Source organism: Symbiobacterium ostreiconchae (assembly GCF_055396975.1).
Genome location: NZ_AP042454.1, coordinates 2,827,270 through 2,843,289, shown reverse-complemented (window position 1 = coordinate 2,843,289; position 16,020 = coordinate 2,827,270). Strand labels below are relative to the sequence as shown.

Below are 16,020 nucleotides of genomic sequence, written 5' to 3'. Positions count from 1 at the left end.
GCCGCGCGTACCCTTGGCCAGGTCACCTGGGACGGCATTACCCGCAATCGCCAGCGGGTCAGAACGAGCCCGGATGGTTGGTACATTCTGCCAGCTCTGCGTGTTGGGGTATATCGGAGGCGCGAAGCTTGGGCACGCGCCGTTGCGCCCTCGCCGCACGATGGACGCGCCACCCCGGCGGGACGCCTGGCCCTGCGCGATCGGACGGGCGTCCGCATGAACGGTGAGCCGCCGGCGTAGGTATGAACGGACTGGACATACAGTCGGGGCATACCGGGGGTGTCGTGCGTGAGCGAGGAGATGAGGCGGCTGCTGGTGGAAGCGGCCCAGACGGAGCAGCGGGTGCTGATCGACCCGTCGGAGGACGAGCTGCGCGCCGCGGCGGAGCGGCTGCGGGCCGAAGGGAAGCTGTACTGCACGCGGTGCCGCAAGCTGATCCAGGACGACGGGTTTGTCACACGGCGGATCAGCTTCGGACCGCGCCTGCAGGCGGTGGTGAACCTGCATCCGGAATGTGACGAGCAGGCGCGCGCATCCGGAGCGGCCGATCCCGCGCCGGCGGAGGGCGGCGGCACAGAAGACGGGGAGAGCGCTACATAACACCGGACGCCGGACGCCAGCCCCGGGGACAGGGGAGGCGTCCGGCGGCATGTTTGCAGGCCGTCCGACGGAAACACAACGTCCGATAATATACGTTATGTGAAGACAGAAGGGGCGAAATCCGGAGGGGGGCCCTTGAGCTGGCCGCGGTTGCCAGCCGCCCGGCCTGACCGACTGGTCACGTACGGCGCCGATTATGGTTCCCGGAAACGGTCAGGGGTTTCCGGCGCCGGCGAAGGGCGCGGAGCCCCTCCGCGGCAATATGCGGCCTGTTGGGCTCCGGCATCGCGGAAGCGCCGCCGAGGGGACTTCGCGGACGTAACCGAATCGGGGCGCGTATCGTTTATGCGGGTGGGCCGCGCGGGCGACCTCAACCAGGCCGCTCGTCTGGGGCGGACCCTGTTCGGCGGGCGCAAATCGCGCAGCCGTTTCGCCGCTGCCGGCCTGGATTTCAAACGGTAGACGTGAACGGGAGGTGACACCATGCGCGATCTCCTTGTGCTCGCGCTGACGCTCGCCACCGCGGCGCTCATCGCAGCGGCAGTGGTCCAGGGCGTGCGGATGCGCAGACGGTCCCGTACCGCCTGGGGGTGGCTCGGCGCCGCCCTCCTCCTCGTCGGCCTGGTCGGCCCACGGCTGGGCCCCAGCGGGTTGGACCGCTTCTCGGGCGACGCGCGACGCCACGCCGAGCTGGCCCTGGCGCATGCCGCCGCCTCGCTGTCGTCTCCGCCGGGCCCTCACCTCCTGGGCGGGCCCCTGCGGGTCGCTGCTCTGCAGCCGCTGCCGCCGGAGACGACGGACCATCTGGGCACCGGCCCCTGCGCGTATGAGGTCGTCTTGCGATCCTACGGGCCGTTCTGGATCCCGGCCCGAACCGTCAGGGCCCGGTGCGGGACGCTTCAGGTGCAGCCCTGATCTGCTCGCCTGGCCGCGGCCAGGCGGCTGCAGAGGTCGACAACGGCTGAATCGCACAGCCGGGTTGGGCTCACACTGGACAGAGGGTCGATTCGCTGCGGGAATGCGCGTTCCCTTCGAACCGCTGTCCCAAGATTCTGCTTGCCAATGGCCCGCAGGACCCTTATCATGGAAGAACGCCCCAACCGACCGAGAAAAGGAGCGGATATGATGGCTGTGCGCATTACCCCGTACATCGTGCTTGACGGCAACGCCCAGGAGGCCATCCAGTTCTACGCCGAGGTGCTCGGCGGCAAGATTGAAGGCATCATCCGATTCGGCGACAATCCGTTTCCCGGCATGCCCGAAGAGGCGGAAAGCCGCGTGATGCACGCCCACCTCACGGTCGGCGACTCGGCGCTGATGTTCTCGGACACCTACCCGGGGCAGGAGCACACGGTCGGAAATCAGGTGACCATCGCCCTTGTCGTGGACACGGTTGAGGAGGCTGAGCGCATCTACGCCGCCCTCGCCGAGGGCGCCCGGAAGATCGAGATGGAGCTGCAGGAGACCGACTGGAGTCCCGCCTACGCCTCGCTCATCGACCGGTTCGGCGTGCCTTTCCAGATTAACACCCTCACGGAACACTAGCCCGAACGCGCAGTCGGGCCCGCCGGGGTGGCCGGCGGGCCCGACCGCGCAGAGGACCACCCTTCCCGGTGGTCCCGCGGTGCCCCATCTATTTACCCTCGGCCTCCGGGCGCTCCGGCGGGAACGCCCGGCGGGTGCGGAAGCTGAGCCGGTAGCCGTCGGTCAGCAGGTGCACCTTCAGCCCGCCCGGCCGGTCGTCGCTGGGCGTGCCCCGCTCCCAGGGGTCCAGGACCGTCACGGTCGCCTCACCCAGCACCTTCGCCTCCCCGTCGCTCACCAGCACCGCCGTGCGGGTGTCGAGCCCGATCCCCATCATCGCCGCCGCCTCGGGCGCCGACATCGCCCGCACCAGGCGGCTGAAGCGGCGGGCCCCGCTGAACCCGGCGTCGATGAGCAGCGCGGGCAGAAGGCCCAGCCCGACGGTGATGCCGTCGTCGGCCTCGTGGGGGAACAGGCGGCTTCCCAGGATCGCCCCCCCGGCGTCGATGCCGACCAGCAAGCGCCCGGCCTGGACGTGCTCCCGCAGGGCTGTCGCCGCGGCCGTGGCCTGCAGGACGTGCAGGCCGCGGGCGGGGCTGTCGCCGCACAGCACGATGGCGTCGTACTCGCGCAGGCGGGCGACCCATTCGGGGTCGGCGGCCTTCTCGGTGTGCCCGGCATGGGCGCTGACTTGGCGGTGAAAGTCCGCTACGGGCGAGGCAGCACCAGCCCGTTAGCCAAAGGCAAGGGTGTCCGTCGTGAGGCGGAATCTGAAGGAAGCCCGAGGCAAAGCCACGACCCGAGGAACACGAACCCCATAGGAGGCTGTGCCGCTCGGGTGAGCTGGCCGAACACAGCAAAACCCGAAGCTGCCAAAGGGCGGTGCGGTAGATGGGGCGGGTGCGGGGTGAAGGTCAGCGTTCTTACCCGGGGAGATCTGCCGGGAACGCCAGCAACGCTGGTAACCTGCGTCGGGAGACGCAGCTGAACCGGCAGAAGTCAGCAGGGGCCATAGTACCGGCAGGGGGACGCCCCAACCGGGAAGGGCCGAACGTCAGGAAAGGGGTGAACCCGTTGCGTTCGAGCAGCCCGCGACAAACGCAGAAGACCCCGAACGGGACCTGCTCGCCGGAGGTAGCGGTGAAGCCGCAAGGGACGGCGAGAGGGCGGAGTGGGCATCCGGCACAAGACGGAACGTCACCCCGCGGGGAGCACAGCAACCTGATGGAGCAGGTGGTGGCCAGGGAGAACATGCTGGCCGCCCTGAAACGGGTGGAGCGGAACGGAGGCGCTCCCGGCGTGGACGGTGTCCCCACCGGACGGCTGCGGGACCAGATCCGCGCGGAGTGGGAGCGCATCCGTGAGGAACTGCTCCGGGGGACCTACAGACCGCAGCCAGTCCGCCGGATCGAAATCCCGAAACCGGGCGGCGGCAAGCGGATGTTGGGTATTCCCACCGTGATGGACCGCCTGATCCAGCAGGCACTCCTGCAAGTACTGACGCCAATCTTTGACCCGACATTCTCCGAATCCAGCTACGGCTTCCGGCCGGGGCGGCGGGGTCATGACGCGGTCAGGAAGGCACGTCAGTACGTGGAGGAAGGGTACGACTGGGTCGTGGACATGGACCTGGAGAAGTTCTTCGACCGGGTCAACCACGACGTGTTGATGGCCCGCGTGGCACGGCGGGTAACGGACAAGCGAGTGCTGCGGCTGATCCGGCGGTACTTACAGGCTGGGGTCATGCTGAACGGGGTGGTTGTGGCGACGGAGGAAGGGACGCCGCAGGGCGGTCCGCTGAGCCCGCTGCTGGCGAACATCCTGCTGAATGACCTCGACAAGGAGCTGGAGCGCCGCGGGCACCACTTCGTCCGGTACGCCGATGACTGCAACATCTACGTCCGCAGCAAACGGGCGGGAGAACGGGTCTACAGGAACGTGCGCCACTTCCTGCAGGAGCGGTTACGGCTGAAGGTCAACGAGGAGAAGAGCGCAGTAGACCGGCCGTGGAAGCGGCAGTTCCTCGGATTCAGCTTTTACAAGAACCGGGGAGTGCGCATCCGGCTGGCGCCGAAAAGCCTGAAGCGAGTGAAGGACAAGCTTCGCACACTGACGGACCGCAACCGCAGCCAGAGCATGGAAGAACGAATCCGGCGCCTGAACGCTTATTTGCGGGGCTGGATCGGGTATTACGCGCTCTCGGACGCGAAGTCAGTCTTCGAGACGCTCGAAGGATGGCTGAAGCGACGGCTGCGAGCATGCGTATGGAAGCAGTGGAAGCGTGTACGCACGCGCTTTCGGGAGTTGCGCGCCCTCGGTTTGCCCGAATGGGTAGTCTACCAACTCGCCAACAGCCGCAAAGGCCCGTGGCGAATGGCAGGTGGCCCATTAAACAACGCCCTGGGCAACGCCTACTGGCGTGCCCAGGGGTTGCTCAGCCTGACCGAATGCTACGAAGCGACTCGTCAATCCTGGCGAACCGCCGGATGCGGACCCGCATGTCCGGTGGTGTGAGAGGACGGGGGCTAGCCGCCCCCTCCTACTCGATCGGCTGTCCAGCATCAGCGGTTCCACGTGCTTCATGCCGAAGCGGGTGAAGGCCCGTGCCGCCGCGGCTGCGGCCTCTTCCGTGCTGCCGCCGGCTGCCGCAGGCACCACGGCCACCCGGGCGGACCGGCCGCCGCCGAGGTGCACGGCTGCCACCACGGCCTCATCCGGGACCGGCATTCCCCCCATCAGGATCACCGGACCCGCGGGAAACTCGGCGGTGGATACATCCAGATCACGTTCAGGACGCCCCTCGGGACGCCCGTTCTTGTTGCGCGGGTTGGCAGAGCGATGGCGGGCGAACCAAGCGCGCAGGCCCCCCTGCGGCACGACGATGGACTTCAGCAGGCTCGTCGAGAGTTCCGATGTAATGGAACCCAGGCGTTCCAGGTTCACCGCGCACTCACCTCCTGTGGGCTGCCACTCGCTCTAAGTCTATTGCGGCGGTCGGCGCAGATTCCCCTCAGATCCATTCGATCTCGGCCTCGTCGCCGTCGGCAATGGGGGTGATGAACTCCGCCTCACGGCCGTTGAGGCGCATGATCAACTGCCGCTTGCCGGGCGGGGGCGTGGCCGACACGCCGGCTGCCACCAGCAGGCTGGCGAAGATGGGCGCATCGTCTGTGGCGGTGATCACGATCTGGTCGCCCTCCCGGATCGGGTCGGAGGGGCTCGCGGGAACCCCGTTGCGCACCACCCGCAGGCCGCCGGCGGGCACCGGACAGACCTCGCCGTTGAGGCGAACCCGGATCTCCCGGGCGCCGCCCAGCCGCTCGATGAGCTGGCCGGCGGTGAGCGGCGGGTGGTCACGGACATCGAAGCTGTCGCCGTCGCGTACAGGGGCCTCCAGCGCCGCCGGATCCGCCGGCACGCCGTTGACCAGCACAGTGTGGCGCGGCCAGACGAGGGAACCGGGGCTTCCATTCAGTGTATACCGAATGACCTGCCCTGTCGACACATCCGGGTACCCGAGGGCGCTGAGCGCATCCTCCACGGTGCGCAGCGGCCGCACCACCACCACGTCGTTGTCCGCGAGCTCCCGGTCAGGCGGCGCGGGCTCGCCGTTCACCGTCACCAGCGGGGCCAGGGTGCGGGGCTCGCCGTTCAGCGTGACGGTGAGCTGTACCGCGGCCTCCGGCGCGACCTCGGCCACCGTGGCCCGCCCCGGTTCCCCCGGGGTGCCGGGCTCCACGTCGACCCGGTCGTGGTGCTGCACAGGCGTTTCCAGCCCAGCCGGTTCGCCGTTGAGAAGGATGCGGGCCGGGCGGCCGAAGGTCCCGGGCACCATGCGCAGCTCGCCGTTGACCGTGATGGTCAGCCCCTTGCCGATGCTTCCCTGCAGCTCACGGATGGATACCCCGGCGGCCAGCAGCGCATCCGCCACCGTCACCCGGCCCGGGCGGAACAGCCGCACCCCGCCGCCGTTGACGTAGACGTAGGAGAAGCCCAGCGTGGAGTGGTCCCGCGCGGCCACGGCGATACCGATGGGCGTGATGGCATCGGGCCCTTTGAGCAGGTTCCGGGCCCCCTCCACCCCCGCAATCGCGTCCCGGCCCCGCACCGCCACGCGCTGGGCCGGCAGCCCCAGCTCGGCCGCCAGGTATCCGGGCAGGCCCGGGGTCAGCGAGCCGCCGCCCACCAGCAAGACCGCCTGGGGCGGCTGGCCGCCGTTGAGGGCCAGGATCCGGTGGGCGATCTGCTGCGCCAGGCGCCGGGCGGCCGGCTCCATGGCCTCCACCAGTTCGGCGCGCGACTTCACCAGCGTCTGGCCGAGGATGTCGTTGAAGCGAACGGAATCCGACGTGCCGGTCTTGCGCTTGACCGCCTCGCCGACCTTGAAGTCCAGCAGAAACGCTTCGGAGAGCGCCTCGGTAACCTCGTCGCCGGCGATGGGCACCATATCGTAGGCCAGGACGGCGCCGCGGGCGGTGAGGGCGATGTCGGACGTGCCCGCGCCGATGTCCACCAGCGCCAGGTTGAGGTGACGCATCGACTCGGGCACGGCCACGCTCAGGGCCGCGATCGGCTCCAGGGTGAGGGCGACCATTTCGAGATGGCAAGTCTCGAGCACCGACTGCAGCGAATCGACCACGCCCCTGGGCAGGAACGTGGCGATGACCTCGATCTGCGCGGCGGTGCCGCGCTGCCCGACGAGATTGCCCAGCGGGAAGCCGTCCAGGAGGCAGCGGGTCACCGAATGGCCGACGTAATGGTAATCCTGCGGCCGCTCGCCCTCCCGCAGCACCTCGCTCAGCGCTTCCTGCGCAGACTGCACCGCCTCCAGCTCCAGGCTGAACACCTCGTCGGCGGTCAGCTGTGTCAGCCCGGACAGTTGCCTCTCGGCGTGGCCGCGCACCGTTCGCAGCGCCCGGCCGGCCGCCGCCACCGCCACCTCGCGCAGGGGTTCGCCGGTGCGCTTCTCGAGGCGCGCGACGATGCGCGAAACCACGCCCGCCACGGCGGCGACGTCGTGAATCTGGCCGTCGAGCATGGCGCGGGTGTCGTGCTCCATGACCTCTGCCGCGATGATCTTCAGCCCCCTGGGGCCCGGCACCGTCACGAGCCCGGCCACCTTGCGGGTGCCGATGTCGAGTGTAAGAAGCGGGCGAGTTGACAACTTCAGGACCTCCTCGCACCACGCAATTCCGGGGGTAGGCAAAACTGGATATAGATTCGACAAGTTGCCCCGTCGCTCCTTCGTCGTTGGCTGGCGGGCACTGCCGATGCCGCGGATTGGTAGACATAACGGAGGCCACGGCGGCCAACACTAACGGCGTAAAACCGCAGGAGGTGGTGCTCCGTGGCTCAGTTCACGCGCACCCGCCGAGTTTTACCGCATGAGCTCCTGGACCGCTTCAAGTGGGAGGTCGCCGAGCAGGCGGGCCTCACCGAACAGATTGTGCAGCATGGCTGGCCCCAGATGAGCTCACGCGCCTGTGGCCACATCGGGGGCCGGATCGGCGGCCGCATGGTGAAGGTCATGCTGAAGTACGCCGAGCAGGCCCTCGCCGAAGGCTCCGCTACCCTGAAGTAGCGGGGCGCCTCACCAGGCGGGGGGCGCGCACCCCGCCGATGACATATCGAACAGGCCGGCGTCTCTGCCGGCCTGTTCCGCTTCAGGCGCCCAGCGCCTGGTTATAGGTCTGCAGGGCCTCCTCGGCGCGGCCGAGCCGCTCCAGGCACGCACCGATAGACCACAGATACTGCTTGTTGTTGGGCTCGGTGGCCACGGCGAGCCGGTAAGCGGCCAGGGCCTGGTCGTAACGCCCCAGCGCGAAGTAGCACGCGGCCTGGTTGGCCAGGGCCGCCGTGTCGTCCGGCGCCCGCTTCAGGGCCTCCTCAAAGCAGGCCAGCGCCTCCCGGTACTGCCCGGCCTTCAGGAGCAGGTGGCCCTTGTTGTTGAGCAGGGTCGGATCGCCGGGCGCCTTTTGCAGGGCGGCGTCCAGCAGACGGGTGGCTTCGGCCGCCATGCCGCCCTCGAAGAGCGCAGCGGCCAGGTTTCCGAGGGTCAGCGGGGAATCGGGTTCCAGGGCGCTGGCCTGCCGGTACGACTCGATGGCCTCGCGCGTGCGGCCCGCCCGCAGCAGGGTGTAGCCCACATTGTTCAGGAGCGTCGGGTCAGAAGGCCGCAGCCGCACGGCGCGCAGCAGGGCCCGCAGGGCCTCGGCGGTCTGGCCGGTCTTCTGCAGGGCCAGCCCCAGGTTGGCCCACACGGCGCCGTCGGTCCGCAGCAGGCGCGCGGCCCGGCGGTACGCTTCGGCGGCCTCCTGCAGCCTGCCCAGCTCGTTCAGGCAGAGGCCGCGGAGGTTCCACAGGGCGCCGCTGCGGGGCCGGCCGGCCAGCGCGCCGTCGATGAACACCAGGGCCTCCTCGGTTCGCCCGAGGGCCAGCAGCGTCCTGCCCTTGGTGATCCAGAGCTCCGGCAGGCTGGGGTTTGCCCGCAGCCCGGCATCCAGGTGCGCGACGGCCGCGTCGGGCATGCCGCTTTTCAGCAGCGCTTCCGCCAGCCAGCGCCGCAGGTGGGGGTCGTCGGGATCGCGCTTGACCGCCGGGGCCAGATGGTCCACCGCCTCCTGCGCAGCGGACTCGCCGCCGGCCTGCAGCAGCATGACGGCGAGGCGCGCTCTCACGTCCAGCCGGTCGGGCTGCGCGTCTGCCAGGGCCCGGCAACGGGTCAGGGCCCGTCCGACGCGCCCGGTGACCAGCGAGAGCGCAACTGCCGCCCAGCCCAGCGGCGGACGCTCGTGCCAGGGCAGGGTGGACAGGTCTGTCAGCAGACCGATACCGCCGATCCGTGCGGACTTCGAGGCAGCAGCTTCCGTCATTGCCGTTTCCTCCCGGAAATGAGCCTGCTGCCCCCTATATTTGACCCGCCGCACCGCCATTCCTGCCCAGGGTTTCCATAAATCGGTCGACAATGATGACGGTTCTTGTCAGTTCTTGTCAGTGACGATGTCGATCAACCGCTCTGTCCGGTAGCCCGCTTTCGTGAGTTCCGCCAGCACCAGCCGGGCCGCATCCACCCCGCCGGCCGCATCCAGCGGGACCAGGATGACCGCGCCCGGGCGGAGCGCCCGCAGGGCGTGCGCGGCCAGTTCCTCGGGGCTCGCGGCCTCACCGGGGGGCGTCAGGGCGTTGGACCAGAGGACGAGACGCATCCCTTCCTCCTCCGCCATGCGGCTGAGCCGGCGGTCGAACCGCCCCAGCGGCGGGCGGAAGAGCACCGGCGGTTCGTCTGCCGCCGCCGCCACCGCCTGCCTGGCCCGGCGCAGCGCAGCGCGCGCCTCCCCCGGCGTCAGGCTCCGCATGTCCACCTCCCGGTAGCCGAGGCTGCCGATGTCGTGACCGGCCGCGCGGATGCGCTGCAGGTCCTCCGGACGGCGCTCGGCCCCTTCCCCCGTGACAAAGAAGGTAGCCCGGGCGCCGTACTGCTGCAGATCCTGAAGCAGCGCCGCCAGCGCCGCCGGCGGGGGCAGATGGTGGAACGTCAGGGCGGCTGCCTGCGGCGCGGCGGTCCGCAGGTCGACGGATCCTGCGCCCGCCCGGGTCGGAGCGTCCTGGCGCCGCTGGGCGGCGTCGTAGACCGTCAGACTCGTTGCGGAGGGCCACCCTCCGTAGCGCTCGGTGACGCCGGCCGGCTCGGGCGGATGCGGTCTCTCACCTCGCGCAGCCGGCTGCGCCGGGGAGGGCACCGCTTCTTCGCGCAGGGCGGACACCGTCATGCGGCCCGCCAGCCCGTCCACGTCGAGCCCGTAGTGGCGCTGCGCAGCGATCACCGCGGCCTCGGTGAGGGGGCCGAAGATGCCGTCCACGGGGCCGGGATTGAAGCCGCGCTGGCGGAGAAGCGCCTGCAGCTCGGCTACGGCGGGGCCGGTGTCGCCGTAGCGCAGGGCGCGCACGTTGACCACCTCGGTCAGCGGAGCGGCAGAAGGGGCGCGGTAAGCCATCGCGCCGGCCGGCAGCGCGATGAGCAGCGCCAGCGCGGCCAGCCATGCGGAGCACCTCACGGGGCTTTCCTCCCTTCCAGGTTCTCTCAGCCTGGAAGTCTGCCCCGTCGGCTCGTTTCGTAAACCGGTCCGCCGGGTCACCGGCGGCTGACGGCCATGGCTGCGATCCCCGCCACGGCCCCGGCAGCCGCCCCGAGCCCGAGCCCCCGCGCCAGCCCGAGGAGGCCGGGGAGGTCCCGGAAGATGCCGATCAGCACCGTTACGGCGGCCATCAGCGCGATGCCGGCCGCCAGGCCGTGCAGGAATCCGCCCCGGCCCGCCACCCAGGTTGCCCGGAGGCCGGCCACCGCGGCGGCAACGCCCTGCACGATCAGCGTCCGTGCGGCCTCCGCCTGGGGTTCGGGCGGAAAGCGGAAATCCAGCACCCCCAGCACCAGGGAGCTCGCCACCATCAGGAGCAGGCCCCACAGCACGCCGGAGGCCAGCCCACCCCAGTCGAACAAGGGCTCTCCACCTTCTGTCCCGCGCACGCTCCTCATCACTCCCCTCCCACGGCTTGACCCATCTATATGGGTGCCGGTTGAGGGGTATGCAAAGGCCCCGCCGGCCGGCGGGGCTTCGATGCGATCTGATCAGCGCCGGGTCACGCCGGCAAGCCAGGGCTGCACCTTCTCGTCCCACTTCCTGAGGACGACCAGCCACGGGCCCAGCACCACGTAGGCCGTGAGCGGCATCAGGATCACGGCCCAGGGGTTCCAGCCGGCGGCGAACAGCAGCGCGGCCAGCGCCAGCACCGGACCGACCACCGGCCAGAACTGGAACCCCGCCCCCTTGGGCCGCTTCTTGAAGTCCGGGTACGGGATGGAGGACGTCATCAGGTATCCCAGGATCACCATCACGGCCGGGATGACGTGGGGCGGCGGCGGGGCGGTGGTCTCCTGGAGGAAGTAGAAGGCCATGGTGGAGAGCAGGGTGCCCGCCGCGGTGATGGGCACGCCCAGGAAGTAGCCGTCGTTGCTGAGGATGTTGAAGCGCGCCAGCCGCAGCGCTCCGCACAGGGGGAAGAAGAGCGTGACCGCCATACCCGGGAAACCCAGGTCGCGCAGGCTCATCTGGTAGAGCAGCACGGCGGGCGCCACCCCGAAGGCCACCACGTCGGCCAGCGAGTCGAGCTCACGGCCGAAAGCGCCGTCAGCCTTCATCAGCCGGGCCAGCCGGCCGTCAAGCCCGTCCGCGATCAGCGAACCCACCACCATCAGCGACGCGGCCCGCCACTGGCCGTCCATGGTCAGGAGGAGACTCCCGATGCCGAAGGAAAGGTTGGCCAGGGTGAACAGGTGGGGCAGGCTGGAGAGGCCCTTCTGCCCCCTCTCCCTGAACCACTTCCCGCCGCGGACGGCGCGAACGCGCCACCGCGGCCGCTGCCGGTATCTGGCCATACGTCCGATCACTGCGGAAGCCTCCCTACTACCGTTTGACCGCCAACCACACGATCCCCGGGTTTCACGCAGATCTCGCTACCCGGGGGAAGCCAGAGCTGCGTACAGGAGCCGAAGCGGATCAGCCCGAACCGCTGACCGCGGTCCAGCCGGTCGCCCACGGCGGGCCAGGTCACGATCCGGCGGGCGACGAGACCGGCCACCTGGCTCACCAGCACCCGCTGGCCGTCCGCCGTCACGAGGCCCAGGTAGGCGCGCTCGTTGACCTCGCCCACGGCGTCGTCCCACGCCGCCAGGAACTTGCCCGGCACATGCCGGCGGTACGCGACCTGCCCGGCCACCGGCGACCGGTTGATGTGTACGTCGAACACCGACAGGAAGATGGAGATCATGACCGCGGGCCCGCCTACGAAGTGCGGCTCCTCCACCTCACGGACGAACATCACACGGCCGTCGGCGGGGGAGACCACCAGCCGGTCCTCCTGCGGAACCGGCCGCTCGGGGTCGCGGAAAAACCACATGATGAACACGGCGAGCAGCGCGAACACCAGCGCCAGGCCCCAGTGCAGCAGCCAGGCCAGCGCGGCCAGCACGAGCGCTGCGCCGACGAAGGGCCAGCCTTCACGAGCGATCATCGGTCGTCTCATGCCCAACACTACTCTCTCTATAAGAATGACATGATGGCGGCGGCGTTCGGCAAATCCGCCTCAGAAAGACAGCTCCCACCCGCGAAGCCGTTCCATCTGGTCGTAGCGGGTGAGGTCGAGGTGCACGGGGGTCACCGAGATGTACCCCTCCTCCACCGCGGCCACGTCGGACTCCCGGTCGTTGGTGACCTCGGCCAGCTCGCCGGCCAGCCAGTAGTACTCCCGGCCGCGCGGGTGCACCCGGCGCACCCACTGGTCGCGGTAGACTCGCCGCCCGACCTTCGTCACCCGCACCCCCTTGATCTCGTCCCGGGGCAGGGCGGGCACGTTCACGTTGAGCAGCGTGCCCTCCGGCAGCCCCTCCTCCAGGACCCTGAGGGCCAGCTGGGCGGTGAAGTCTGCGGCGGCGGCGTAGTCCTGGGAGGTCAGCGAGTCCAGGGACACGGCGATGGCGGGGATGCCCAGGATGGGCCCTTCCAGCGCCGCGGCCACGGTGCCGGAATAAAAGATGTCGGTGCCCAGGTTGGCACCCCGGTTGATGCCCGAGATCACCAGGTCGGGCCGCCGGGGCAGAATGGCCTCGATGGCCAGCTTGGCGGAGTCCGCCGGCGTGCCCGTCACCGAGATGCACGGCGCCACCGCGCCGGGGATGTCGACCCGCACCGGAAACAGCGGGCGGTACATGGTGATGGCGTGCCCGCTGGCCGACCGCTCCCGGTCGGGCGCCACCGCCCAGACCTGCAGGCCGGGGATCTGCTCCATGCGGGCGCGCAGGGCGTTGATGCCGGGAGCGAAAATCCCGTCGTCGTTGGTCAGGAGCACCAGCGCCATCCGTCTACTCCTTCCGTCGGTCAGGTGTACTCCGGTAGTCTCTCCGGTCGCGCCTAAGCCTCGTCAGGCAGATTGAGCCACGCCCAGGCCCGCCGGAGCACCTCCTCGGTGCTGCCCCGGAAGACCGCGGGGCCGGGCAGCGACCGCAGGAACTGCGTGCCGTAGCGGGTCACCCGCGGCGAGAGCCGGTTGTCCAGCACAATGACCACGCCGCGGTCGTTCCGCGTTCGAATCAGCCTTCCGAAACCCTGCTTGAAGCGGATGACCGCCTGGGGCAGGCTGAGGTGGACGAAGCTGGAAAGGCCGCGCCGCTCCAGGTCCTCGATGCGCGCTTCCATCACCGGGTCATCCGGCGGGTTGAACGGCAGCCGCACCAGGATGACGGCGGAGAGCTCGTCGCCGGGGATGTCGACGCCCTCCCAGAAGGAAGCCGACCCGAAGAGCACGGTGCGCCCGCCGGCCCGGAACTCGGCCACCAGCCGGCTGCGCGCGCCGTCGAGCCCCTGCCCCAGGAGCACCAGCCCCTCGCCCTCCAGCTCCTCCTTCAGTGCATTGTAGACCTGCCGGAGCTGCCGGTGGCTGGTGAACAGCACCAGCGTGCGTCCGCCGGCCTGCAGGAGGAAGCGGCGGAGGAACGCCGCCGTCGCCTCGGTGAAGCCGCTCCCCTCTTTCGGGCTGGGGAGATCCTCGGGCACCAGCAGCAGCGCCTGCTGCCGGTAATTAAACGGCGACGAGAGCACGCCTTCCCGCAGCCGGTCGGGCGGAAGGTGCGCCAGCCCGAGCCGGTGCTTCAGGTGGTCGAAGCTGCCGCCCACGGCCAGGGTCGCCGAGGTCATGATGACCGACCGGAGCCGGCCGAACAGCTCCGCCCGGAGCACGTCGCCGACGTTGACCGGCGCGGACCGGAGCGCGACGCGCAGCCGCTCGCCCCGCTGGGCGGACTCGATCCAGGTCACGTCGCCCTCGGCGGGCTCCAGGAGCACGCTGTCGATCGCTTTGGTACTTTGAATAAGAATACCATTCTGCTTCTGGATGTCAACCAACAGCCCGTCCGCGTCCGTCAGCGGCGGGTCCCGCAGCTCCACCGCCTCGCCCAGGATGGCCAGGCCGGCGGCCAGGGTGCGGAGTCGTTGCACGGCGTTGGCCCGCGCCTGTTCCAGGGCGTCCCACAGCGGTCCGCTCCGGACGGCGTCGGTAAGCCGCAGGGCCCGGGTCCCGCCCTCCGCATCGCTGCCGCCCCGGGCTTCCACCAGCTCCGCGCAGAGCCGGAAGAGCTCGTCGGCCGCAGCCCGGCAGTGCTGGATGAGCGCCACCAGCTTGTCGATCAGGTCCTCGTGCGGAAGCCCCACGGGCGGACGGGCGGGGATCACTTCCCCCTTCCGCAGCCTGCGCCTGAGCTGAGGCAGCAGCCCCTGCCCGGGCGCCCGGTAGAGGAACAGCAGGGCGCCGGTGATGTCCCAGCTCTCCAGGTTGACCCCGAGGTTCTGGGTGGCCACCGCCTCCAGGTGGTGGGCCTCGTCGATGACCAGCTGCCGGAAGGGCGGGAGGATCTGGTTGCCCGTTGCGATGTCGGCGAAGAGCAGCGCGTGGTTCACGACGAGCACCTGGGCGTCCCTCGCCCTCCGCCGGGCGCGGAAGGCGAAGCAGTGGTGGCGGAACCACTTGCACTTGGGGCCCAGGCAGGTCTCGGTCTCCGACTGCACGGTGCGCCAGAAGCGCTCCTCTTCGCCGGTCAGGTTCAGCTCCGAGCGGTCGCCGGTCTGCGTGTGGGCCAGCCAGCCGGCCAGCCGGATCATGAACCGACGCTCCTCGAGGGAGGTCAGGAAGTCGGCCCCGACGGCCGCTTCCTCCCACTTGCGCAGGCAGACGTAGTTGCTCCGCCCCTTCACCAGCGCCGCCTCCACCCCCTCCAGGGGCGTACCGGCCAGGGCCGACTGCAGGAAGGGGATGTCCTTCTCCCACAGCTGCTCCTGCAGGGTGATGGTATGGGTGGAGATGGCGACCTTTTCGCCGTTGGCCCTGGCCCACGCAAAGGCCGGCACCAGGTAGGCCAGGGACTTGCCGGTGCCGGTGCCGGCTTCCATGAGCAGGTGGGCGCCGTCGTTGAAGGCGCGGGTGACGGCTTCCGCCAGCTCCAGCTGCTGCGGCCGGTGCTCGTACTGGGGAAAGGCCTCGCTGATCACGCCGCCGCGGCCGAGCACCGAGAGGACCAGGTCGGGATCGATGGGGGCCGGCTCCCCTGGCTGTTCCTCCTGCTCCGGCCGGTGCAGGGGGCCGGAGAAGGGGCGGATCCACTCGGTGAGCGGGCTCGGCCGTTCGCCCCGCGCCTCCCGCGCGGAGAGCTCCGCCCGGAAGAGCGGAGCGAGGGACCAGCCTGCGGGCTCGCCCACGGCCAGCGCAAACTGGAGCAGGCCCATGTCCATCCGGCCGAGCCGGTCGAGGAGCGCGAGGAAGAGGCGGCCGCACGCCCGCGCGTCGTCCTCGGCCCGGTGGTGGCGTTCCAGGGGAAGGTTCAGCAGCCCGGCCAGCGTGGCCAGCCGGTGGTTCCGGGCCAGGGGCAGGACGATGCGGGAGAGCTCCGCCGTGTCGTAGCTCCAGTTGGGCAGGCTGCGGCCGGTCTGGGCGAAGGCGGCTTCCAGGAACGCCACGTCAAACGGCGCGTTGTGGGCCACCAGCGGCAGGTCGCCGATGAGCTCCGCCAGCGCGGGCACAACCTCCGCAATGCGGGGCTTGCCCGCCACCATGCCGGGGTGAATGCCGGTCAGGCTCTGGATGCGCGGGGGAATCGGGCACTCGGGGTCGATGAGCTGGGAGAGGCACGCGGTCTCACGGCCGTCCTCAAAACGGACGGCCGCCACTTCGATCAGCCGGTCGTGCCCGGGCGAGGTTCCGGTGGTTTCCACATCTATCGCGACGAAGGAGCGCAGCCCCATGCGGGCTGTACCCCCTTTCTTCACGCATACCCATCCTTTAGTCTTTCGAGTT

14 protein-coding genes are annotated in these 16,020 nt (G+C 70.0%); 5 read left to right on the top strand and 9 right to left on the bottom strand.

Annotated features, from left to right (window positions below; translation table 11 throughout):
* The first annotated feature begins 288 nt into the window (after nucleotides 1-288).
* The 3 genes from ACZ5UM_RS13750 (at nucleotide 289) to ACZ5UM_RS13740 (ending at nucleotide 2,145) form a co-directional block, all read left to right on the top strand.
* Complete coding sequence (locus ACZ5UM_RS13750) at nucleotides 289-600, top strand: hypothetical protein (RefSeq protein ID WP_464844867.1); 312 nt, start codon at nucleotides 289-291, stop codon at nucleotides 598-600.
* Nucleotides 601-1,083: 483 nt separating this feature from the next.
* A complete protein-coding gene (locus ACZ5UM_RS13745; RefSeq protein ID WP_464844866.1) occupies nucleotides 1,084-1,515 on the top strand; it encodes a hypothetical protein in 432 nt (143 codons plus the stop codon).
* A gap of 210 nt (nucleotides 1,516-1,725) precedes the next feature.
* Nucleotides 1,726-2,145, top strand: a complete 420-nt coding sequence (locus tag ACZ5UM_RS13740; protein ID WP_464844865.1) for a VOC family protein — start codon at nucleotides 1,726-1,728, stop codon at nucleotides 2,143-2,145.
* Nucleotides 2,146-2,233: 88 nt separating this feature from the next.
* Here ACZ5UM_RS13740 and ACZ5UM_RS13735 read toward each other — a convergent pair whose 3' ends face one another.
* Nucleotides 2,234-2,758: a Type 1 glutamine amidotransferase-like domain-containing protein gene (locus ACZ5UM_RS13735; protein WP_464848382.1), complete on the bottom strand. Its 525-nt coding sequence runs from the start codon at nucleotides 2,756-2,758 to the stop codon at nucleotides 2,234-2,236.
* A gap of 590 nt (nucleotides 2,759-3,348) precedes the next feature.
* Here ACZ5UM_RS13735 and ltrA point away from each other — a divergent pair.
* The gene (gene ltrA / locus ACZ5UM_RS13730) at nucleotides 3,349-4,638 is read left to right on the top strand and encodes a group II intron reverse transcriptase/maturase (protein ID WP_464844121.1); all 1,290 of its coding nucleotides are present in this window, start codon (nucleotides 3,349-3,351) and stop codon (nucleotides 4,636-4,638) included.
* 496 nt (nucleotides 4,639-5,134) lie between these two features.
* Here the strand turns inward: ltrA and ACZ5UM_RS13725 are convergent, their stop codons facing one another.
* Nucleotides 5,135-7,231: a cell division FtsA domain-containing protein gene (locus tag ACZ5UM_RS13725; protein WP_464844864.1), complete on the bottom strand. Its 2,097-nt coding sequence runs from the start codon at nucleotides 7,229-7,231 to the stop codon at nucleotides 5,135-5,137.
* Between the two features lie 240 nt (nucleotides 7,232-7,471).
* Between ACZ5UM_RS13725 and ACZ5UM_RS13720 the strand changes: the two genes are divergently transcribed.
* Nucleotides 7,472-7,705, top strand: a complete 234-nt coding sequence (locus ACZ5UM_RS13720) for a small, acid-soluble spore protein, alpha/beta type (protein WP_464844863.1) — start codon at nucleotides 7,472-7,474, stop codon at nucleotides 7,703-7,705.
* Nucleotides 7,706-7,787: 82 nt separating this feature from the next.
* Here the strand turns inward: ACZ5UM_RS13720 and ACZ5UM_RS13715 are convergent, their stop codons facing one another.
* The 7 genes from ACZ5UM_RS13715 to ACZ5UM_RS13685 all read right to left on the bottom strand — a co-directional run bounded on the left by ACZ5UM_RS13715 (nucleotide 7,788) and on the right by ACZ5UM_RS13685 (nucleotide 15,992).
* Entirely contained in the window at nucleotides 7,788-8,996 is a 1,209-nt protein-coding gene (locus ACZ5UM_RS13715; RefSeq protein ID WP_464844862.1) for a tetratricopeptide repeat protein, read from the bottom strand.
* Between the two features lie 108 nt (nucleotides 8,997-9,104).
* Nucleotides 9,105-10,178, bottom strand: a complete 1,074-nt coding sequence (locus ACZ5UM_RS13710; RefSeq protein ID WP_464844861.1) for a polysaccharide deacetylase family protein — start codon at nucleotides 10,176-10,178, stop codon at nucleotides 9,105-9,107.
* 77 nt (nucleotides 10,179-10,255) lie between these two features.
* Nucleotides 10,256-10,621, bottom strand: a complete 366-nt coding sequence (locus tag ACZ5UM_RS13705; protein WP_464844860.1) for a TIGR04086 family membrane protein — start codon at nucleotides 10,619-10,621, stop codon at nucleotides 10,256-10,258.
* A gap of 129 nt (nucleotides 10,622-10,750) precedes the next feature.
* Complete coding sequence (gene pssA / locus ACZ5UM_RS13700; protein WP_464844859.1) at nucleotides 10,751-11,569, bottom strand: CDP-diacylglycerol--serine O-phosphatidyltransferase; 819 nt, start codon at nucleotides 11,567-11,569, stop codon at nucleotides 10,751-10,753.
* Nucleotides 11,566-12,192 (bottom strand): phosphatidylserine decarboxylase family protein, encoded by a 627-nt coding sequence (locus tag ACZ5UM_RS13695; RefSeq protein ID WP_464844858.1) that lies wholly within the window; start codon nucleotides 12,190-12,192, stop codon nucleotides 11,566-11,568. The genes pssA and ACZ5UM_RS13695 overlap by 4 nt, the downstream gene beginning before the upstream one ends.
* Nucleotides 12,193-12,264: 72 nt before the next feature.
* Complete coding sequence (surE, locus tag ACZ5UM_RS13690) at nucleotides 12,265-13,035, bottom strand: 5'/3'-nucleotidase SurE (protein WP_464844857.1); 771 nt, start codon at nucleotides 13,033-13,035, stop codon at nucleotides 12,265-12,267.
* A 53-nt stretch (nucleotides 13,036-13,088) separates the two neighbouring features.
* Nucleotides 13,089-15,992: a helicase C-terminal domain-containing protein gene (locus ACZ5UM_RS13685; RefSeq protein WP_464844856.1), complete on the bottom strand. Its 2,904-nt coding sequence runs from the start codon at nucleotides 15,990-15,992 to the stop codon at nucleotides 13,089-13,091.
* Nucleotides 15,993-16,020: the final 28 nt, after the last annotated feature.